The 23,912-nt window shown below is 75.4% G+C and carries 1 protein-coding gene and 1 pseudogene; both read right to left on the bottom strand.

What is annotated here, in order from left to right:
* Window positions 1–12: 12 nt before the first annotated feature.
* A pseudogene (locus ACFXHB_RS00130) lies at window positions 13–9,495 on the bottom strand (type I polyketide synthase); the annotation flags it as partial.
* Window positions 9,496–9,628: 133 nt separating this feature from the next.
* Window positions 9,629–23,908, bottom strand: coding sequence for an SDR family NAD(P)-dependent oxidoreductase (locus ACFXHB_RS00125; RefSeq protein ID WP_380570968.1), 14,280 nt, complete (start codon window positions 23,906–23,908; stop codon window positions 9,629–9,631).
* Window positions 23,909–23,912: the final 4 nt, after the last annotated feature.

The raw sequence follows: 23,912 nt of genomic DNA, 5'->3' as shown, positions 1-23,912 counted from the left end.
GTTCGGACGTGCTCAGCTGAGGGAGATCCCGAGCTCCCTGGTGACGAAGTCGTAGACCTCGTCCGCGGAGGCGTCGGCCAGCCTCTCGGTGACCTGGGCCGCCTCGGTGTCGGCCGTCCACCGGGAGAGCAGCGCGCGCAGCCGCTCCACCGCCTGCCCCCGGGTGGACGCGTCGAGGTCGGTGGTGCCCGTGGCGGCCTCCAGCGCCTCCAGGCGGTCCAGCACGGGATGGCCGGCGTCCGGTGCCCGGTCCCGCAGTTCGGCGCGCAGATAGCCCGCCAGCGCGGTCGGGGTCGGATAGTCGAACGCCAGGGTGGCCGGCAGGCGCCGCCCCGCCAGGGCGGTGAGCCGGTTGCGCAGGTCCACCGCGGTCAGCGAGTCGAAGCCCAGCTCCGCGAAGGTCCGGTCCCGGTCGAGACCGTCGGCCCCGGCATGCCCGAGGACGACGGCGATCTCCCGGCCCACCACGTCGTCGATCAGCCGGTCCCGGTCCTGCGGCGCGGTGCGCGCCAGCAGGTCCACCAGGGACTCCGCGGGCGTCCCGGCGGCCGCACCGGCCCGGCGGGGCCGGCCGACCAGGCCGCGCAGCACCGCCGGCAGGGCATCGCCCTGCGCCCGGAGCGCCTTGCTGTCCAGCCGCATCGGCAGCAGCCAGGGCTGCCCCGTCCCCAGGGCCGCGTCGAACAGGTCGAGGCCGGTCGCGTCGTCCAGGGCGATGACCCCGGCCCGCGCGAGCCGCCGCAGGTCCGCCGCGCCCAGCCGGCCGGTGATCCCGCTCTCCCGCGCCCACAGGCCCCAGGACAGGGACAGCGCCGGCAGACCCCGGGCCCGCCGGTACAGGGCCAGCGCGTCGAGGTAGCCGTTGGCGGCCGCGTAGTTGCCCTGCCCGGGCGCCCCGAAGGTGGCCGCGACCGAGGAGAACACGACGAACGCCGACAGGTCCAGGTCGCGGGTGAGCTCGTGCAGGTGCCGGGCGGTGTCCGCCTTGGGCGCGAGCACCTCGGCGACCCGGTGGCGGGTCAGCGACCCGATGACACCGTCGTCGGCGACCCCGGCCAGGTGCAGGACGCCGGTCAGCGGGTGCTCCGCGGGCACGGCGGCCAGCAGACCGGCCAGGGCGGCCCGGTCCGTCACGTCGCAGGCCGGCACGTCCACCTCGGCGCCCGACTCGCGCAGCTCCCGGACCAGTTCGGCGACGCCCGGACCGTCCGGGCCGCGCCGGCCGGCCAGCAGGAGCCGGCGCACCCCGTGGGCGCGCACCAGGTGGCGGGCGACCAGCCCGCCCAGCACGCCGGTGCCGCCGGTGATCAGCGTCGTCCCGGTCGCCGGGAACGACACCGGGGCGCTCTCCCCGGCCGCCGACCGGACCACCCTGGGCACCAGGACGGCGCCCGCCCGCAGGGCCAGCTGCGGCTCCCCCGAGGCCACCGCCCCCGGCAGCAGCGGCACCGCCCGGTCCAGGTCGTCGACGTCGACCAGCACCAGCCGGTCGGGGTGCTCGGTCTGGGCCGACCTCAGCAGGCCCCAGGCGGCCGCCCCGGCGAGATCCGCCGGGTCCGGCCCGGCCGCGCGGGTGGTGACGACGACCAGCCGGGCCCCGCTCAGCCGCTCGTCCGCCAGCCACGCCTGCACCAGCTCCAGCGCGTCACCGACCGTGGCGGACGGATCGGCCGGGTCCCCGGCGGCCAGCGGCGCCAACACCACCGACGGCGGCGGCGCCCCCGCGTCGAGAGCCGCGCCCAGGGCGGCCAGATCGTCGTAGTGGAAGGGGAGTTCGTCCCTCGGTGCGCCGAGCGCCGCCCAGGACGCGGTGCCCCCCGACGCCGGTTCGACCGGCTGCCACTCCACGGCGAACAGGGACTCGTGACCGGTGGACCGGACGGCGTCGGCCGTCACCTCCCGCCAGGTCAGGGAATCGATCCTGGCGACCGTCCGGCCCCCCTCGTCCACCATGTGCAGCGACACCGTGTCCGGACCGACCGGTGCGATCCGCACCCACAGCCGCGATGTCCCCGGCGCGAACACGCTCACCCCGCTCCAGGCGAACGGCAGGCCGGCCGGGCGCTCCTCGTCCACGACGCCCGGCAGCAGGGGGTGCACGACCGCGTCCAGCAGCGCAGGGTGGAGGACGTAGTCACCGGCCGCACCCGGGCGACCCGCCGGCAGCTCGATCTCCGCGACGACCTCGTCCCCGGACTGCCAGAGCCTGCGCAGGCCCTGGAACACCGGACCGTAGTCGTAGCCCCGTTCGGCCAGCCCCTCGTACAGGAAGGTGAGATCACGCTCCGCCGCACCGCCGTCCGGCCGGTCGAAGCCCGCCCCGGGGTCGGCCCCGGCGACGCCCAGCGAACCGGTCACATGGCGGGTCCACTCGGGATCGGCGTCGTCGGCGGCCGGCCGCGAGTACACCGCCACGGCCCGGCTGTCGGACCCGTCCGCCGCCTCGACCACCACCTGGAGCTGGACGGCCCCCGAGCGCGGCAGCACCAGCGGCGCGGAGAGCACCAATTCCTCCAGCCTCGGGCACCCGACCCGCCGGCCGGCCGTCAGCGCCAGCTCCACGAACGCCGCGCCGGGCAGCAGCACCGAACCCAGGACCGTGTGACCGGCCAGCCAGGGGTGGGTGCCGAGCGAGATCCGGCCGGTCAGCACCGTTCCCCCGTCGGGGAGTTCGACCACCGCCGCGAGCAGCGGATGCGCCGCGTCGGTGAGACCGGCGGAGGTCACATCACCCGCGAGGGGCTCCAGCCAGTAGCGCTCGCGTTGGAAGGCGTAGGTCGGCAGCTCGACCCGACGCGGCTCGTGGCCCGCGAACAGCACCGGCCAGTCGACATCCGCACCGTGGACGAAGGCGTGCGCGAGCGCCGCCACCGCCTGCCGTCCCTCCGGCCGGTCCGCGCGCAGCGTCGGGGTGGCGTTGTCGACGAGGCTGGCGAGGACGGCGTCGGGGCCGAGTTCGACCCAACTGTCCACACCGGAAGCGGTGATGGCGTCGGCGAAGCGGACCGTGCGGGCCACGTGCTCGACCCAGTACCCCGGGTCGCACCACTCCCCGTCCACCGGGCCGCCGGTGACCGTGGAGACCGCCGGGAGGCGGGGCGGGTGGAACTCCAACCCCGCCACCACCTCACGGAACTGCGCCAACATCGGCGCCATCAGTGGGGAATGGAAGGCGTGACTCACCTCCAGGCGCTTGCTGCGACGACCCGGCAACGCCTCCAGCACCGTGCGGACCTCGTCCTCCGCGCCGGACACCACCAGCGAGGTCGGCGAGTTGACCGCCGCGATCCCCGTACTCTCCAGGCCTTCGAGGAGCGGGACCACCTCGTGCTCCGCCGCCTCCAGAGCCACCATCACCCCACCCGCCGGCAACGCCTCCATCAACCGAGCCCGAGCCGACACCAGACGGCACGCGTCCGCCAGATCAAGCACCCCGGCCACATGCGCGGCCGCGATCTCCCCCACCGAATGCCCCACCAGCACCTTCGGCGTCACACCCCACGAGGAGAAGAGACGGAACAGCGCCACCTCCAACGCGAACAACGCCGGCTGCGCCAACCCCGTCCTACCCAAGCCCTCACCCGAGGCGATCACCTCGGAGACCGGCACATCCAGGCCCGCGCACACCTCCTCGAACGCCGCCCGGAACACCGGAAACGCCTCGGACAACTCACGGCCCATGCCGATCCGCTGACCACCCTGGCCCGCGAACAAGAACCCCACACCAGAGCGCGCCGCACCCGGCGCGGCCACCACAGCCGGACCCGAACCCAACAGCACGGCCCGGTGCTCGAACACCGCCCGCGACGCCACCAACGACCAGCCCACATCGACCGGATCGACACCACCACCCTCGGGCGCCAGCCCAGCCACCCGCGCCACCTGCGCGTCCAACGCCTCCACCGACCGCGCCGACACCACCCACGGCACCACCGGCATCACCGCACGATCACCCGTGACGGCGACGGCCGAATCCCCCTCCTCCACGATCACGTGCGCGTTCGTGCCACTCGCGCCGAAGGAGGAGATGCCGGCTCGCCGAGGCCGGTCGCCCGGCGCCCAGGCCCGCGCTTCACTCAGCAGCTCGACGGCCCCCTTGGACCAGTCGACATGGGGTGTCGGCTCGTCCAGGTGGAGCGAGCGCGGCAGGACGCCGCTCCGCAGCGCCATCACCATCTTGATCACACCCGCCACACCCGCGGCCGCCTGCGTATGCCCGATGTTCGACTTCACCGACCCCAGATACAGCGGCCGGTCCGCCTCACGATCACGCCCGTACGTCGCCAACAACGCCTCGGCCTCGATCGGATCACCCAGCTTCGTCCCCGTCCCGTGCGCCTCCACCGCGTCCACCTCGGACGCCGACAGACCCGCAGCCGCCAACGCCTGCCGGATCACCCGCTCCTGCGAAGGACCGTTCGGCGCCGTCAACCCGTTCGACGCACCGTCCTGATTCACCGCGCTCCCCCGCACCACCGCCAACACCGCATGGCCGTTGCGACGCGCGTCCGACAACCGCTCCACCAACAACACACCGACACCCTCGGACCACCCCGTCCCGTCCGCACCCGCCGAGAACGACTTGCACCGACCGTCCGCCGCCAACCCCCGCTGCCGCGAGAACTCCACGAACGTCCCCGGCGACGACATCACCGTCACCCCACCCACCACACCCAACGAACACTCACCGTTGCGCAACGCCTGCACCGCCAGATGCAGCGCCACCAGCGACGACGAGCACGCCGTGTCCACCGTCAACGCCGGACCGGTGAAACCGAAGGTGTAGGCGATCCGGCCCGCCAGGACGCTGGCGGCGTTGCCGGTCATGAGGTAGCCGTCGACCCCGGCCGGGACCCGCGTCATGGAGGTCGCGTAGTCCTGGCCGTTGCCGCCGACGAACACCCCGGTCTGGCTGTCGCGCCGCGCCACCGGGTCGATACCGGCGTGCTCGAACGCCTCCCACGCCGTCTCCAGCAGCAGCCGCTGCTGCGGATCCATGCCGATCGCCTCCCGCGGGGAGATGCCGAAGAAGCCGGCGTCGAAGTCGGTCGCTCCCCGGAGGAAGCCGCCTTCGGTGGTGTAGCTCTTCCCCGAGGCCGTGGCGTCCGGGTCGTAGAGGTCCTCGATGTTCCAGCCGCGGTCGGTGGGGAACGGCTCGATCATGTCGGCGCCGTCGGCGACGGCCCGCCACAGGTCGTCGGGTGAGCCGATCCCGCCGGGGAAGCGGCAGGCCATACCGATGATCGCCATCGGTTCGTCGGTGACCGCGGCGGCCGGGGTGACGGCCCGGTCCCCGTCGTCCGCGCCGAGCAGTTCGGACCCCAGATGATCCGCGACCGCCTCGACCGTGGGTCGGTCGAAGGCGAGCGAGACGGGCAGCCGCAGACCGGTCCGCGCGTTCAGACGGTTGCGCAGGTCGACGGCGGTCAGCGAGGTGAGGCCGAGTTCGGTGAAGGCGCGGGCGGTCTCCAACGGCCCGGACTCCGGATAGCCAAGCACCTCGGCGACCTCGGTCCGGACCAGACCGACGAGCGCCCGGCGGCGGTCCGTCTCCGCCAGTGCGGCCAGCCGGTCGCGCAGCGCCCGGGCGTCCGCCCCGAGCAGGGCCCTGACCTCGGGCAGGTCCGCGACGAAGCGGTGGGCGCGTGCCACCGTCGGCGCGGAGACCACCTGCTCCCAGTCGACATCGGCGACGACGGCGTGCTCCCGCCCGGCGCTCAGCAGCCCCAGCGCCTCGCGCAGACCGACCGGGCGGAACCCGAGGGCGCCCTGGCCCTCCTCGTCCGAGCCGACGGCCACGGACAGCCCACGCAGCCCCAGACGCCGGCGGTGCTGGACCACGGCCTCCGCCGCGGCCTGGGTCACGGTGGGCGACGCGGCGCCGCCGATGACGCCGACGGCGGAGAAGAGGATCAGCAGCGTCCCGGCGCCGGCCCACTCGTGCAGCTCCCACAGCTGTTCGGTCCGGCCGGTGACCAGTCGCTGCCACGCCTCGGCCGGCAACGCGCCGGTCTCCCAGCCGGATTCGTCGAGGAGGACGACGGAGCTTCCGGCGAGCTCCGCCCGCGTGGCGGCATTCCACCGGGCGCGCTCGACGCCCTCCGGAAGTGCGGGCGCTCCACCGGCGTCGCCGGCGTCGTCCACCGTGCCGACCAGCACGACGCGGTCGGCGCCGGCGCCGCGCAGCCAGTCCACGAGCACGCCGGTCCTGCTCCCGAGGTCACCGACCACCGCGACCGTTCCGCTCAGGTTCACGGCGCTGCCGCCCGGCCGTGCGGGCCGCAGCCGCCGGGTGAGCACCGTCCCGGCCCGCACGGCCAGTTGGTCGTCGGCGTCCTGGCCCGCGACCAGCACGTCACGCAGCCGGCACCAGTCCTCCTCGCCCGGTGCGGCGGGCAGATCGACGACGCCGCCCCAGCTCGCGGCCCGCTCCCAGGCGAGCACCCGCCCGACCGCCCACGGGCCGACCCCGCCCGGATCCACCGTCGTGTCCTCGGCGTCGACCGCCACGGCGTTGCGCGTGAGGCACCACAGCGGTGTGCTGTCCAGAGCCCGGGCGACCGCCACGAGCGCCCCCGCGCGCGGGCCGAGCAGCGACACCGCGCCCGCGAGGGGTGTCTCACCGACAGCCCGGCGCACCAGACCGGCGACCGCCTGCTCGTCGAGTTCGACGCCGGGCTCGATCGCCAGGCGGATGACGTTCTCGACGACGGCCGCCAGACGCCGCACAACCTCCGCCTGCTGGTCGTCCCGGTCCTGCCCGTCCTGCCCGGACGGTGTGAGGACCAGCCACGTCCCGGGCACGGTGGTGTCGCGGCGCGGAAGGTCGAGCGGCCGCCAACTCACCTCGTGGAGCAGGGAGTCACGGGAGGCCGGGCCGCCGGTTCCGGTGCGGGTCGTCGGCTTCAGCCAGTAGCGCTCGCGTTGGAAGGCGTAGGTCGGCAGCTCGACCCGACGCGGCTCGTGGCCCGCGAACAGCACCGGCCAGTCGACGTCCGCGCCGTGGACGAAGGCGTGCGCGAGCGCCGTCACCGCCTGCCGTCCCTCGGGGCGGTCCGCGCGCAGCGTCGGGGTGGCGTTGTCGACGAGGCCGGCGAGGACGGCGTCGGGGCCGAGTTCGACCCAACTGCCCACACCGGAAGCGGTGATGGCGTCGGCGAAGCGGACCGTGCGGGCCACGTGCTCGACCCAGTACCCCGGGTCGCACCACTCCCCGTCCACCGGGCCGCCGGTGACTGTGGAGATCGCCGGGAGGCGGGGCGGGTGGAACTCCAACCCCGCCACCACACTGTGGAAGTCCGCCAGCATCGGGGCCATCAACGGGGAATGGAAGGCGTGACTCACCTCCAGGCGCTTGCTGCGACGGCCCGGCAGGGCCTCCAACACCTGGGCCACCTCGTCCTCCGCGCCGGAAACCACCAGCGAGGTCGGCGAGTTGACCGCCGCGATCCCCGTACTCTCCAGGCCTTCGAGGAGCGGGACCACCTCGTGCTCCGCCGCCTCCAGAGCCACCATCACCCCACCCGCCGGCAACGCCTCCATCAAACGCGCCCGAGCCGACACCAACCGGCACGCGTCCGCCAGATCGAGCACCCCGGCCACATGGGCCGCCGCGATCTCCCCCACCGAATGTCCGACGAGGACCTTCGGCGTCACACCCCACGAGGAGAAGAGACGGAACAGCGCCACCTCCAGGGCGAACAACGCCGGCTGCGCCAACCCCGTCCTACCCAAGCCCTCACCCGAGGCGATCACCTCGGAGACCGGCACGTCCAGGCCCGCGCACACCTCCTCGAACGCCGCCCGGAACACCGGAAACGCCTCGGACAACTCACGGCCCATGCCGATCCGCTGACCACCCTGGCCCGCGAACAAGAACCCCACACCAGACCGCACCGCACCCGGGGCCGCCACCACCGGATCCGAACCCAGCAACACCGCCCGCTGCTCGAACACCGACCGCGACGACGCCAACGACCAGCCCACATCGACCGGATCGACGCCACGACCCTCGGGCGCCAGCCCAGCCACCCGCGCCACCTGCGCGTCCAACGCCTCCACCGACCGCGCCGACACCACCCACGGCACCACCGGCATCACCGCACGATCACCCGTGACGGCGACGGCCGGATCCCCCTCCTCCACGATCACGTGCGCGTTCGTGCCACTGATCCCGAACGACGACACCCCCGCCCGACGCGGCCGCTCACCCGGCACCCACTCCCGGGCCTCACCCAGCAACTCCACCGCACCCGCCGACCAGTCGATGAACGGTGACGGTTCCTCCGCATACAGGCTCCGGGGCAGGACGCCGTGCCGCATCGCCAGCACCATCTTGATCACACCGGCCATCCCCGCCGCGTGCTGGGTGTGTCCGATGTTGGACTTCACCGACCCGAGGTAGAGCGGCCGGTCCGCGTCACGGTCACGCCCGTACGTCGCCAGCAGGGCCTGAGCCTCGATCGGATCACCCAGCTTCGTCCCCGTCCCGTGCGCCTCCACCGCGTCCACCTCGGACGCCGACAGACCCGCAGCCGCCAACGCCTGCCGGATCACCCGCTCCTGCGAAGGACCGTTCGGCGCCGTCAGCCCGTTCGACGCACCGTCCTGATTCACCGCACTGCCGCGCACCACCGCCAACACCCGGTGCCCGAGCCGCCGCGCGTCCGACAACCGCTCCAGGAGCAGCACGCCCACGCCCTCCGACCAGCCCGCGCCGTCGGCGGCCGCCGAGAAGGACTTGCACCGGCCGTCCGGCGCCCCGACCCGCTGCCGCGAGAACTCCACGAACGTCCGGGGGGTCGACATGATCGTGACCCCGGCGGCCACGGCCAGCGGGCACTCCTCGTTGCGCAGCGCCTGCGCCGCCAGGTGGACGGCCACCAGCGAGGAGGAACAGGCGGTGTCGACCGTCAGCGTCGGACCGGTGAAACCGAAGGTGTAGGCGACCCGGCCCGACATGACGCTGGGAGCGCTGCCGGTGAGGACGAGTCCCTCCACCTCGGCCGGGGTCTCGTCGACGCCGGGGCCGTACTCGTGGCCGCTGGCGCCGACGTAGACGCCGGTGCGGCTGCCGTGCAGCGCCACCGGGTCGATTCCGGCGTGCTCGAACGCCTCCCACGCCGTCTCCAGCAGCAGCCGCTGCTGCGGGTCCATCGCCAGCGCCTCGCGCGGCGAGATCCCGAAGAAGCCCGCGTCGAAGTCGGCCGCGCCGTAGAGGAATCCACCGTCCCGGGCGTAGCTGCGGCCGGCCGCCTCGGGGTCGGGGTCGTAGAGGCGGTCGAGCTCCCACCCACGGTCGGTCGGCAGGCCTCCGACGGCGTCGACGCCGTCGGCGACCAACTGCCACAGGTCCTCCGGCGAGGCGACCCCGCCGGGGAACCGGCAGGCCATGCCGACCACGGCGATGGGCTCGTTCGCCTTGCCCTGGACCTCTTCGAGCTGCCTCCGCACGTCACGCGCGTCGGCGATCGAACGCTTGAGGTATTCGCGGAGCTTGGATTCGTCGGACACGCGAGGTCACTCCCTGGTCGGGTCACATACGGCAGGGCGATGGAACGGCGGGCACTGGAGCAGCGGGAGACAGCGGAGCAGCGGAGCAGCGGAGCAGTGGTAGGGGACGGAGGGCCTACGGCCGGTCCTGGTCGACCAGGGCGAACAGTTCGTCGTCGGTCGCCGCGTCGAGGTCGTCGGTGCCCTCGCCGTCCGTGTCCTGGTCCGGAACCGCGCAGGCGTCGAGCAGTTCCCGCAGGCGGGCGCCGACGCGCCGGCGGGCGTCGGTGTCGGCGCGGAGGCCCGACAGGGCGTCGCCGACCGCCCGGAGGCCGGCCATCACCGGGTCCTCGTCCTCCTCGGGGAGGGCGAGCCTGCCGAGGATGTGGTCGGTGACCCGGGCCGGGCTGGGGTGGTCGAAGACGAGGGTCACGGGGATCCGGAGTCCGCTCAGGGCGGCCAGCCGGTTGCGCAGTTCGACCCCGGTGAGCGAGTCCACGCCGAGTTCCTTGAAGGCGCGCGCGCCCCGCACCTGGGCCGGGTCGGAGTGGCCGAGGACGGCGGCGACCTGGGCGGTGACCAGGTCGAGCAGTGTGTCACGCCGGTCCTGGGCGGACAGCGGGGCCAGCCGCTCGGCGAGGGACTGCCCCCCGTCGCCGCCGACTGCCGCGGTGCGCCGGACCACGGCGGTGCGCACCAGGTCCCGCAGCGGCGCGGGCACCCCGGCGGGCTCGGCCCGCAGGGCGCGGGTGTCGAGCCGGGCCGGGACGACGACGGGTTCGCCGGCGGCGAGCGCGGCGTCGAACAGGTCGAGCCCCTGCGCGGCGGTCATCGGTACCAGCCCGCCGCGGGCCATCCGGGCGCGGTCGGCCTCGGCGAGGTGTCCGGTCATCCCGCTGGCGTCCTCCCAGAGGCCCCAGGCGAGCGAGAGCCCGGCCCGGCCGCTCGCGGCGCGGTGCCCGGCGAGGGCGTCGAGGAAGGTGTTGGCGGCGGCGTAGTTGGCCTGGCCGGCGGCGCCGTTGACGCCGGCGATGGAGGAGTAGAGGACGAAGGCGGCCAGGTCGAGGTCGCGGGTGAGGTCGTGCAGGTGCCAGGCGGCGTCGATCTTCGGCCGCAGGACGCGGTCGACCTGGCCGGCGTCGAGCGAGGTGAGCACGCCGTCGTCGAGGACTCCGGCCGCGTGGACGACGCCGGTCAGCGGGTGCTTCTCCGGGATGCCGGCCAGGAGGTCGGCCAGCGCGGCGCGGTCGGCGATGTCGCAGGCGGCGAGGGTGACATGGGCGCCGGCCTCGCCGAGTTCGGCGGCCAGCCGGCCGGCGCCGTCGGCGGCCGCGCCGCTGCGGCTGGCCAGCACGAGGTGCCGGACGCCGTGGGCCCGGACGAGGTGGCGGGCGATCATCCCGCCGAGCACACCGGTGGCTCCGGTGACCAGGACGGTGCCGTCGGGGTCGAGCGCGGGCGCCACGGTCAGGACGTTCTTGCCCACGTGCCGGGCTTCGCGCAGGTGCCGGAAGGCGTCCTTGGCCCTGCGCACGTCCCAGGCCCGGACCGGGGAGAGGGTCAGCGCTCCGGCCCGGAACAGGTCCAGGACCTCGCGCAGCATCCGCCCGATCCGCTCCGGTCCGGCGTCGACGAGGTCGTAGGCGCGGTAGGTGACGCCGTCGTGGTCGCGCGCGACGTCGGCGGCGGCCCGGATGTCGGTCTTGCCCATCTCGACGAACCGGCCGCCCGGCACCGTGAGCCGCAGTGAGGCGTCGACGTACTCGCGGGCCAGCGAGTTCAGCACCACGTCGACGCCGCGGCCGCCGGTGGCGGTGCGGACGCGGTCCTCGAAGTCGAGCGACCGCGAGGAGGCGCGGTGCGCCTCGTCGACGCCAAGGTCGCGCAGGACCGTCTGCTTGGCGGGGCTGGTGGTGCCGTAGACCTCCGCCCCGAGGTGGCGGGCCAGTTGGACGGCCGCCATCCCCACGCCGCCGGTGGCCGCGTGGATCAGCACCCGCTCCCCGGCGCGCAGCCCGGCGAGGTCGACCAGCCCGTAGTAGGCGGTCAGGTGGACGACCGGCACCGACGCGGCCTGCGCGAACGACCAGCCGGCGGGCATCGGGGCGATCATGCGCCGGTCGGCGACCGCGACCGGGCCGAAGGCGTGGAAGAACATCCCCACCACCCGGTCCCCCGGCACGAACTCGGTGACGTCCGGGGCGACTTCGGTGACGATCCCGGCCCCTTCGCTGCCGAGGACGATCTCGCCCGGGTACATCCCGAGCGCCATCAGGACATCGCGGAAGTTCAGCCCGGCCGCCCGGACGGCGACCCTGACCTGGCCCGGCTCCAGCGGCCGGTCGGCGGTGTCGGCGGGCACCAGCGTCAGGCTGTCCAGCGTGCCGGCCTCCGGGATCTCCAGCCGCCAGGCGGCGGTGTCCGGCACCGGGAGGGCCGGCCTGCTCGCGGCCGGCACCAGCCGGGGGACGAAGGACTCGGCGCCGCGCAGCACCAGTTGCGGCTCGTCGGTGGCCAGTGCGGCGGGCAGGGACCGGGCGGCGGCCTCACCGTCGAGGTCGACGAGCCGGAACCGGCCGGGGTTCTCGGTCTGGGCGGTGGCCAGCAGGCCCCGGACGCCGGCCTGGACCGGGTCGGCGGCGAGGGCGTCGACCGTCACCACGACGAGTTCCGTGCCGTCCAGCCGGTCGTCCGCGAGCCAGGACCGGACCAGGTCGAGCGCCCGGTGGACGGCCCGGCGGGCGCCGCCCGCGACGTCCGCCGCCGGGTCGACCGGGTCCAGCGGGGACGCCGACAGGTCCATCGGGGCCAGGACGACGGTCGGCCGGGGCCCGGGGGCCTGGGCCAGGGCCGCCGGGTCGGGGAACGCGACGGGTGTGCCCAGGTCGGCGGGCCACCAGGAGGGCAGCGCGCCGAGCACGGCCCAGCGGGTGGTGTCGGTGTCCGCCGGCGCGGGCCGCACCGGGACGAGGTCGACCAGGTGCAGGGCGTCGGCCGTCCCCGCGGCGGCGGCGAGCGCCTCCCGGGCCGCCGGCCGCAGCACCAGGGAGTCGACGGTCAGCACCGGCGCGCCGGTGCCGTCGGCGAGTGCCACCGACACCGCGTCGGCGCCGGCCGGGCTGATCCGGGCCCGGACCCGGGTGGCGCCGGAGGCGTGCACGCGCACGCCCCGCCAGGCGAACGGCAGCCCGCCCTCCCGGTCGTCGGCGAACAGCAGGGGGTGCAGCGCACTGTCGAACAGGCCCGGGTGCACGAGGTGCCCCTCGGGCTGTTCGCCGTCCAGCACGGCCTCGGCGTAGAGGTCCGCGCCCAGCCGCCAGAGCCGGCGCAGCCCCCGGAAGCTCGGACCGTACCGGTAGCCGTCGGCGGCGAGCCGCTCGTACACCCCGTCGAGGTCCATCTCGGTGGCGCCGGCGGGGGGCCAGGAGCGCAGCTCGACCGGGAGGCCGCCGGTCGAGCCGAGCACGGCTTCGACGTGGTCCGTCCACGGCGGCGCGGTGTCGTCCGTCCCGGCGCGGGAGTGGACGGTCACCCGGCGGCGGCCCTCCTCGTCGGCCGGCGCGACCACGGCCCGGACCAGGACCGCGCCGTGCTCCGGCACGACCAGCGGGGCGGTCACGGTCACCTCCTCCAGGCAGGGCGAGCCGACCCGGTCGCCGATCGCGGTCAGCAGGTCGGCGAAGGCCGTCCCGGGCACCAGGACGCGGTCGAACACGGTGTGGTCGGCCAGCCAGGGCCGGGTGTCCAGGGCGAGCCGGCCGGTCAGGACCAGCCCGCCGTCCGGGAGGTCGACGGCGGTCCCGACCAGCGGGTGGCCGGTGCCGGTCAGCCCGGCGGCGGTGACATCGGTGTCGGTGGCGACCGGGCCGAGCCAGAACCGCTCCCGTTGGAACGGGTAGGTGGGCAGGTCGACGGGCGGTCCGGCGACGGGCCCGACGACGCGGGTCCAGTCCACCGGGACCCCGCGCACGTACAGTTCGGCCGCGCTGCGCAGGAACTGGTCGAGGCCGCCCCGGTCGCGCCGCAGCGATCCGGTGGCCGCGACGCCGGCCCGGTCACCGCTCTCGGCCCGGTCACGGATCCCGACGGTGAGCACCGGGTGCGGGCTGCACTCCACGAACACGCCGTGCCCGGTCGCCAGCAGTTCGCCGACCACCTCGTCGAGCCGGACGGTGCGGCGGAGGTTCTCGTACCAGTAGCCGGCGTCCAGCTCCGCCGTGTCGACCGGCCCGCCGGTGACGGTGGACCACATCGGCACGGTGCCGGAGACCGGGGCGACCGACCCGAGTTCGGCGAGCAGCCGTTCCCGGAGCGGCTCGACCTGGACGGAGTGCGACCCGTAGTCGACCGGGATCCGGCGCACCTGGACCCCTGCCGCGAGCAGTTCCGCCTCGAAGGCGTCCACCGCGTCGATCCAGCCGGACACCACCGTCGCGCGCGGCCCGTTCACCGCGGCCACCGAGAGCCGGCCGTCGCGCCCGGCCAGGGCCGCCGTCACCTCGGCCGCGGGCAGCGGGACGGACAGCATGCCGCCCGAGCCGGCCAGTTCGGTCAGGGCCCGGCTGCGCAGCACCACGATCCGGGCGGCGTCCGCGAGCGAGAGGCCGCCCGCCACGTGGGCGGCCGCGATCTCGCCCTGCGAGTGCCCGACCACGGCGGCGGGGTGGACGCCCAGGGAGCGCCAGAGCTGCGCCAGCGACACCATCACCGCGAACAGCGCGGGCTGCACCACGTCCACCCGCTCCAGCGGGGGCGCCCCCTCGGCGCCCGTCACGACGTCCAGCACCGACCAGCCGGTGAGTTCGCCGATCACCCGGTCGCAGGCGGCCAGGGCCTGCTCGAACACCGGGGCGGTGGCCGCCAGTTCGCGGGCCATGCCGATCCACTGGGAGCCCTGGCCGGGGAAGACGAAGACCACCCCACCGGGTTCCTCGGTCCGCTCGCCGAGCACCGCCCGGGCGTGCGGTTCACCGGCGGCCAGCGCCCGCAGGGCCGCGTCCAGCTCCTCGGGGCCGGCACCGACCACGACGGCACGGTGCTCGAACGCCGACCGGGTGGCGAGCAGCGCGGCGGCGACCCGCACCGGGTCGTCCGCCGAGCGGCCGGCGAGCCGGGCGGCCTGCGCCCGCAGGGCGGGCAGGCTCCGGGCGGAGAACACCCAGGGCACGACACCGGGGGCCGGGGCGGCGGCCGGAGCGGCGGCCGGAGCGGCCGGTGCCTGCTCGACGATCACATGGGCGTTGGTGCCGCTGATGCCGAACGAGGAGACCGCGCCGCGTCGGGGCGCGCCGTCGGCCGTCCAGGGCCGGCTGCCCGCGAGCAGCTCCACCCCGCCCGCCGTCCAGTCCACGTGCGGTGACGGCTCCTCGGCGTACAGGCTCCGGGGCAGCACCCCGTGCCGCAGCGCCATGACCAGCTTGATGATGCCGGCCACCCCGGCGGCGGCCTGGGTGTGCCCGATGTTGGACTTCACCGACCCCAGGTACAGCGGCCGCTCCCCCGTGCGTTCGCGCCCGTAGGTGGCGAGCAGCGCCTCGGCCTCGATCGGGTCGCCGAGCTTCGTCCCGGTGCCGTGCGCCTCGACCACGTCCACGTCGGCCGCGGTCAGCCCGGCGTTCGCCAGCGCCTGGCGGATCACCCGCTGCTGCGCCGGCCCGTTCGGCGCGGTCAGCCCGTTCGACGCGCCGTCCTGGTTGACCGCCGAGCCGCGCACCACCGCCAGCACGGGGTGCCCGTTGCGCCGGGCGTCCGACAGCCGCTCCAGCACGAGCACGCCGACGCCCTCCGACCAGCCGACGCCGTCGGCGGCGGCCGAGAACGGCTTGGACCGCCCGTCGGGGGCCAGGCCGCGCTGCCGGGCGAACTCGACGAAGGTGCCGGGCGTCGACATCACCGTCACCCCGCCGGCCAGCGCCATCGTGCACTCCCCCGCCCGCAGCGCCTGTGCGGCGAGGTGCACCGCCACCAGGGACGAGGAGCAGGCGGTGTCCACCGTGATCGCGGGACCGGTCAGCCCGAACGCGTAGGACAGCCGGCCGGACAGCACGCTGCCGGTGTTGCCGGTCAGCAGGATGCCTTCGAGGTCCTCGGGCATCCGGTCCACGCTGGGCGCGTAGTCGTGGTACATCTGCCCGGCGAACACGCCGGTCCGGCTGCCGCGCAGGGTGGCCGGGTCGATCCCGGCCCGCTCCAGCGACTCCCACGCCGTCTCCAGCAGCAGGCGCTGCTGCGGGTCCATGCCCAGCGCCTCCCGCGGCGAGATGTCGAAGAACGCGGCGTCGAAGAGCGCCGCCGAGTGCAGGAAGCCGCCGCCGGTGGCGTAGGTGCGGCCGGGGCGCTCCGGGTCCGGGTCGAACAGGTCCGACGGCCAGCCCCGGTCGGTGGGGAAGCCGGACACCACGTCGCGTTCCTCGGCGACGACCCGCCACAGGGCCTCCGGGGAGTCCACCTCGCCCGGGTAGCGGCAGGCCATCGCGACGATGGCGATGGGCTCGTCGGCCCGGGTCGCCGGGCCCGGTGCGGCGACGGCCGCGGGCTCTCCGGTCAGCTCGGCCAGCAGATGGCCGATCACGGCCCGGGGGGTCGGGTAGTCGAAGACCAGCGTGGTCGGCACCCGTGACCCGAGCGCGGCGGCCAGCCCGTTGCGGAGTTCGACGGCGGTCAGCGAGTCCAGTCCGAGGCTCTGGAAGGTCCGGTCCAGGTCGAGGGCGTCGGGGTCGGCGTGGCCGAGCACGGCAGCCGTAGTGTCCCGCACCAGCGCGGCCAGCGCGGCCGCCCGGTCGGCGACCGGCAGCGCCGCCGCTCCGGCGAGCGGCCCGGCTCCCGCGCTCCGCCGACCCTCGGTCCCGGGGCGCAGCAGGCCACGCAGCAACGGCGGCACCGCGACGCCCGGGACGGCGGCGGGGTCGAAGCGCATCGGCACGACGAGCGCGCGGTTCTGCCGCACCGCCAGGTCGAACAGCCGGACCCCGGTGTCGTGCGGCAGCGGCAGCACACCGGTCCGGGCCATCCGGGCCAGGTCGGTGTCCGTCAGGGTGTCGGCCATGCCGCCGGCCTGCGCCCACAGGCCCCACGCCAGGGAGGTGGCCGGCAGACCGGCCCGCACCCGGTGCTCGGCCAGCGCGTCGAGGAAGGCGTTGGCCGCCGCGTAGTTCGCCTGCCCGGCCGCGCCGATCTGGGCGGAGACCGAGGAGTAGAGCACGAAGGCGGTGAGGTCCAGCGCCCGGGTCGCCTCGTGCAGCGCCCACGCGGCGTCGACCTTGGGCCGCAGGACGGCCTCGACCCGCTCCCCGGTCAGGGCGGTGACGATGCCGTCGTCCAGCACACCGGCGGCGTGGACGACCGCCCGCACCGGGTGGGCGGCCGGGACGTCGCGCAGGACGGCGTCGAGTGCCGCCCGGTCGGCGGCGTCGCAGGCGACGACGGTCACCTCGGCACCCAGGGCGGCGAGTTCGTCGCGCAACCGGGCGGCCGACGGAGCCGACGGGCCGCTGCGGCTCAGCACCAGCAGGCGCCGGACCTCGTGCTCGCGGACCAGGTGCCGGGCCAGCGAGGCCCCCAGCTCACCGGTGCCTCCGGTGAGCAGCAGCGTCCCGGCCGGGTCGAACCGGAGTTCCGGTGCGTCGGCCTCGGGCGTGAGCCGGGCCAGCCGGGGCGCCAGGACGACACCGTCGCGCAGCGCCAGCTCCGGCTCCGGCTCCGGCTCTGCGGACCCCGGCACCGGCACCTGAACCGGCACCGGGAGGGCCGCCGGATCGGGCCGGCCGGTCACGGCGACGAGCCGGAAGCGGCCGGGGTGCTCGGTACTCGCCGACCGGATCAGCCCGCGCACCCCGGCGGAGGCCAGATCGCGCTCGTCGAGCACGAACACCAGGCAGGCGTCGGCGAACCGGTCCTGCGCCAACCAGGCCTGGACCAGTCGCAGGGCCCCCCGGGTCAGCGCGTGGGCCGACGCCACGACGTCCTCCCCGCCGGCCGGTACCGACACCGCGACGAGCGCCGGCACCGGATCGGACAGCTCGGCCGGATCGGCGTCCCAGGCCAGCTCGGTGCACGGCTCGGCGTCGGCCCAGCCGGTCCCGACCGGTGTCCAGTCCACCTGGAAGAGGTGCCGGGCCGAGGCATCGGCGCCGCCGCGCGCCTCCCGCCAGGTCAGGGAGTCCACGGTCAGCACCGGGCGGCCGGACGCGTCGGCGAGGTGCAGGGCCACCGCGTCGGGCCCCACCGGGCTGATCCGGACCCGCAGGCGGCCGGCTCCGGTCGCCTGGACCTCCACGCCCTGCCAGGCGAACGGCAGCAGGCGCGGCCCGTCCCCGGTGGCGGCGCCCGGCAGCCACGGGTGCAGGGCGGCGTCGAGCAGCGCGGGGTGGACGACGAAGGCATCCGCGCCGGAGGGGGCGGCCGGCTCGACCTCGGCGCAGAGGTCCGCGCCGACCCGCCAGAGCCGCCGCAGGCCCTGGAAGGCCGGGCCGTAGGCGTAGCCGTGCTCGGCCAGCCGCCGGTAGACGTCCGTCGTGTCGACCTCGGCGGCCTCCGGCGGCGGCCACGCACCGGCGGCGGACGGCCCGACGGCGGACGCCGCGACGGACGGCGTGGCGGACGGCGTGGCGTTCGCGCGGCCGAGCAGGCCGTCGGCGTGGCGTGTCCACTCCTCCTCGGGGTCGCTCCGCGAGTCCACGGTGAGGTCCCTGCGCCCGGCGGCGTCCTCGGCCGACACCGTCACCCGGATCAGCGCGACGCCGTGCTCGGCGAGCGTCAGCGGCGCGGTCACCGTCAGATCCTCGATCCGTGGCGCACCGACCCGGTCACCGGCGGCGACCGCCAGCTCCACGAAGGCCGCACCGGGCAGCAGCAGGCCCCCGGGTACGACATGGTCGGCCAGCCAGGGGTGGGCGCCGAGCGAGATCCGGCCGGTCAGCACCGTTCCCCCGTCGGGGAGTTCGACCACCGCCGCGAGCAGCGGATGCGCCGCGTCGGTGAGACCGGCGGAGGTCACATCACCCGCGAGGGGCTCCAGCCAGTAGCGCTCGCGTTGGAAGGCGTAGGTCGGCAGCTCGACCCGACGCGGCTCCCGGCCCGCGAACAGCACCGGCCAGTCGACATCCGCACCGTGGACGAAGGCGTGCGCGAGCGCCGCCACCGCCTGCCGGCCCTCCGGCCGGTCCGCGCGCAGCGTCGGGGTGGCGTTGTCGACGAGGCCGGCGAGGACGGCGTCGGGGCCGAGTTCGACCCAACTGTCCACGCCCGACGCGGTGACGGCGTCCGCGAAGCGGACCGTGCGGGCCACGTGCTCGACCCAGTACCCCGGGTCGCACCACTCCCCGTCCACCGGGCCGCCGGTCACCGTCGAGACCGCCGGAAGCCGGGGCGGGTGGAACTCCAACCCCGCCACCACGTCCCGGAACTGCGCCAACATCGGGGCCATCAGCGGGGAATGGAAGGCGTGACTCACATCGAGCCGCTTCGTCCGACGACCCGGCAACGCCTCCAGCACCGTGCGGACCTCGTCCTCCGCGCCGGACACCACCAGCGAGGTCGGCGAGTTGACCGCCGCGATCCCCGTGTGGTCCAGGCCTTCGAGGAGCGGGACCACCTCGTGCTCCGCCGCCTCCAGAGCCACCATCACCCCACCCGCCGGCAACGCCTCCATCAAACGCGCCCGAGCCGACACCAGCGTGCAGGCGTCCGCCAGATCGAACACCCCCGCCACATGCGCCGCCGCGACCTCCCCCACCGAATGCCCCACCAGCACCTTCGGCGTCACACCCCACGAGGACAGCAACCGGAACAGCGCCACCTCCAACGCGAACAACGCCGGCTGCGCCAACCCCGTACGGCCCAGCCCCTCACCCGAGGCCACCACCTCCGCCACCGGCGCGTCCAGACCCGCGCACACCTCCTCGAACGCCGCCCGGAACACCGGAAACGCCTCGGACAACTCACGGCCCATATCGACGCGTTGACCACCCTGGCCCGCGAACAGGAACCCCACCCCAGAGCGCGCCGCACCCGGCGCGGCCACCACAGCCGGACCCGAACCCAACAGCACGGCCCGGTGCTCGAACACCGCCCGCGACGACACCAACGACCACCCGACATCCACCGGATCGACGCCACCACCCTCGGGCGCCAGCGCAGCCACCCGCGCCACCTGCGCGTCCAACGCCTCCACCGACCGCGCCGACACCACCCACGGCACCACCGGCATCCCCGCTGTGCCCGCACGATCGACGTCCGCCGCCGGATCCCCCTCTTCGAGGATCACGTGCGCGTTCGTGCCACTGATCCCGAACGACGACACCCCCGCCCGACGCGGCCGCTCACCCGGCACCCACTCCCGGGCCTCACCCAGCAACTCCACCGCACCCGCCGACCAGTCGACATGGCGTGTCGGCTCGTCCAGGTGCAGCGAGCGCGGCAGGACGCCGCTCCGCATCGCCATCACCATCTTGATCACACCCGCCACACCCGCGGCCGCCTGCGTATGCCCGATGTTCGACTTCACCGACCCCAGATACAGCGGCCGGTCCGCCTCACGATCACGCCCGTACGTCGCCAACAACGCCTCGGCCTCGATCGGATCACCCAGCTTCGTCCCCGTCCCGTGCGCCTCCACCGCGTCCACCTCGGACGCCGACAGACCCGCAGCCGCCAACGCCTGCCGGATCACCCGCTCCTGCGAAGGACCGTTCGGCGCCGTCAGACCGTTCGACGCACCGTCCTGGTTGACCGCCGAGCCCCGCACCACCGCCCAGACCCGGTGCCCGAGCCGCCGCGCGTCCGACAACCGCTCCACCAACAACACACCGACACCCTCGGACCACCCCGTCCCGTCCGCACCCGCCGAGAACGACTTGCACCGACCGTCCGCCGCCAACCCCCGCTGCCGCGAGAACTCCACGAACGTCCCCGGCGACGACATCACCGTCACCCCACCCACCACACCCAACGAACACTCACCGTTGCGCAACGCCTGCACCGCCAGATGCAGCGCCACCAGCGACGACGAGCACGCCGTGTCCACCGTCAACGCCGGACCGGTGAAACCGAACGCGTACGCGATCCGGCCGGACATGACGCTCGGTGAGGTGCCGGTCAGCAGGAAGCCGTTCAGGTGGTCGGGGGCCGCGTGCCGCCGAGGTCCGTACTCCTCCGCGGTGGCGCCGACGTAGACGCCGGTGCGGCTGCCGTGCAACGCCACCGGGTCGATACCGGCGTGCTCGAACGCCTCCCACGCCGTCTCCAGCAGCAGCCGCTGCTGCGGATCCATCGCCAGTGCCTCGCGCGGGGAGATCCCGAAGAAGTCGGCGTCGAAGTCGGCGGCACCGGCGAGGAAACCACCGTGGCGGACCGGGCCGGGAGTCCACCCCCGGTCGGCCGGGAAGGCGGAGATGACGTCGCGCTCGCCGGCGACGACGTCCCACAGGTCGGCCGGCGAGGAGACCCCGCCGGGGAACCGGCAGCCGATCCCGACGATGGCGACCGCGTCGTCCTGCTCCGCGACCGGCCCGCCGACGGGCGGGGCCGCCGGGTCGGGGTCGGCAGGGAAGAGCGAGCGGTGCACGTGCGCGGCGAGCCGGCGCGGCGTGGGGTGGTCGAACACCAGGCCGGTGCGCAGCGGGAGTCCGGTCTCGGCGACCAGGGCGTCGCGCAGTTCGACCGAGGTCACCGAGGTGAGGCCGAGGTCCCGGAAGGCGCTGTCGACGTCCAGGGCGGCGGCGTCGCCGCCGAGGACGCGTGCGACGGTCCGGGTGACCAGGTCGGTGGTGGCGGCACCGGGGTCGGGCAGTTCGGCCAGTCGCTGCCGCAGCGCTTCGGCGCGGGTGGGCTCGTAGACGGGGTCGTCTCCGCGCGGGATGCCGAGCCAGTGCCGGTCGCGCTGGAAGGCGTAGCCGGGCAGGGCGATCCTGCGGGCGCCGGTGCCCTCGAACAGTCGCGGCCAGTCGACCGCGACGCCGTGCTCGAAGAGCCGGCCGACGGAGGTCAGCAGCCGCAGCGGTTCGGCCCGGTCGGCCCGGAGTGCGGGCAGCGCGAGGGCGTCGGGCAGGGTGTCGCCGATCGCGCCGGTCAGCGCGGCGTCGGGGCCGACCTCCAGGAAGGCCGTCGCGCCGGAGCGGCGGACCGCGTCGGCGAACCGGACGGGCCGGCGCACGTTGCCGACCCAGTAGTCGGGCGAGGCGGCCTCGGCCGCCGTGAGCGGGGCCCCGGTGACGGTGGAGAGCAGGGGCACGCGCGGCGGCCGGAACCCGAGCCCGGCCACGACCTGCCGGAACTCCGGCAGCATCGGGTCCATCAGGGGCGAGTGGAAGGCATGGCTGACGGTGAGCCGCTTGACCCGCCGGCCTCCGGCGCGCAGCCGCTCGGCGAGTTCCGTGACGACGGGGTCGGCGCCGGACAGCACGACCGAGGTCGGGCCGTTCACGGCGGCGATGTCGACGACGCCGGCCCGGTCGCCGTCGAGGGTGCCGAGCAGGGTGCGGACCTCCTCCTCGGTGGCCTCGACGGCGAGCATGGCCCCGCCGTCGCCGGGCAGCGCCTGCATCAGCGTGGCGCGGGCCGCCACCAGGGCGCAGGCGTCCGGGAGGTCGAGCACCCCGGCCACGTGGGCGGCCGCGATCTCGCCGACGGAGTGGCCGATGACGAGGTCCGGCCGGACTCCCCAGGACGCCAGCAGCGCGGCCAGCGCGACCTCGACCGCGAACAGCGCGGGCTGGGTCCGGCCGGTCCGGTCGAGGCCCTCCCCCGAGTTGATCGTCTCCGCCAGCGAGCCGCCCAGCAGGGCGTCCAGGCGGCCGCACACCTCGTCGAAGACCCGGGCGAACTCCGGGTAGGCGGCCTGGAGTTCGCGTCCCATGCCGAGGCGCTGGGCGCCCTGGCCGGTGAACACGAAGGCGAGCCGGGGGTCGTCCGCCGGGATGCCCGGCCCGGCGACGCCGTCCAGCGCGGCGAGAAGCTCGGCCGTCCCGGCGCCGACCACGACGGCGCGGTGCGCGTGCAGCGGCCGGGTGGTGACGAGGGAGTGACCGACGTCCGCCGGGTCGGCACCGGCCAGTGCGGTGAGCCGGGCCGCCTGGGCGCGCAGGGCCGCCGGGGTGTGCCCGCTGACCACCCACGGCACGGCCGGCATCGGCCCGGCGGCGGGGCGTTCCGGCCGCTCCGGCCCTTCGGTGAGCACCAGGTGGCAGTTGGTGCCGCCCATCCCGAAGGAGCTGACCCCGGCGACCAGCGGCCGGTCCGGCCGGGGCCACGGGCGCAGCTCGCGCGCCACCTCCAGGTGGAGCGCGGCGAGCGGGATGTCGGGGTGGGGCGTCTCGTGGTGCAGGGTGGCGGGGATGGCGCGGTGGCGCACCGCGAGCACCGCCTTGACCAGGCCGGCGATCCCGGCGGCGCCTTCGAGGTGCCCGATGTTCGTCTTGACCGAGCCGACCACCAGCGCCGGCTCGGTCGCGCGCCGGGCGGCGAGCGCCGCGCCCAGCGCGGCGGCCTCGACCGGGTCGCCCACCGGGGTGCCGGTGCCGTGCAGTTCGACGTACTGGAGGTCGGCGGGGGTGACACCGGCGGCCCGGTGCGCCGCGGCGAGCACCGCCTGCTGGGCGTCCACGCTGGGGGTGGCGAGGCTCTCCTCGCCGCCGTGGTTGACCGCGCTGCCGAGGATGGTCGCCAGCACGGTGTCACCGTCGGCGATCGCCGCGGCCAAGGGCTTCAGCAGGACGGCGGCCGCGCCCTCGCCGCGGACGAAGCCGTTGGCGCGGGCGTCGAAGGTGCGGCAGACGCCGTCCGGTGACAGGCCGCCCCAGGCGGCGAGCAGCGCCTCGTTGTCGGCGCCGAGCAGCAGGTTGACGCCGGCGGCGACGGCCAGCTCGGACTCGCCGCGGCGCAGGCTCTCGCAGGCCAGGTGCACGGCGACCAGGGAGGAGGACTGCCCGGTGTCGACGACCAGGCTGGGGCCGCCCGCGCCGAGGACGTGGGAGAGGCGGTTGGCGATGACGCCGCGGTGCACCCCGGTGACGGTGTGCCGGCCGAAGGTGTCGGGGCCGGCCCGGCGGCTCAGCTCGCCGTACTCGTCCCAGATGGCCCCGACGAAGACGCCGAGGCGGCCGGTGTCCGCGGGGCGGACGCCGGCGTTCTCCAGTGCCTCCCAGCCGAGTTCGAGCACCAGGCGCTGCTGCGGGTCGGTCGCGTCGGCCTCCGCCGCGGTCATGCCGAAGAACGCGGCGTCGAAGCGGTCGACGGTGTCGAGGTAGCTGCCCCGGGCCCGGCCGGGCCGCCCGGCGGGGGCGGCGGTGACCGCGTCGGTGCCGGTGCTCAGCAGCTGCCAGAACTCGTCGGCGCCGTGCGCACCGCGGAAGCGGCAGGACATGCCGATGACGGCGATCGCGCCGTCCGTCGCTTCGATCTCACCAACCGAGCCGTTCATGGTC

Origin of the sequence: Kitasatospora sp. NPDC059327 (genome assembly GCF_042752535.1) — a bacterium.
In the GTDB taxonomy this organism is placed as follows: domain Bacteria; phylum Actinomycetota; class Actinomycetes; order Streptomycetales; family Streptomycetaceae; genus Kitasatospora.
The sequence above is the reverse complement of the archived record's forward strand: the minus strand, read 5'-3'. Positions and strand labels throughout refer to the sequence as shown.

Coding starts and splice junctions, on each gene's coding strand:
- ACFXHB_RS00125 (WP_380570968.1), bottom strand. CDS start 23,908: ATGAACGGCTCGGTTGGTGAGATCGAAGCGACGGACGGCGCGATCGCC.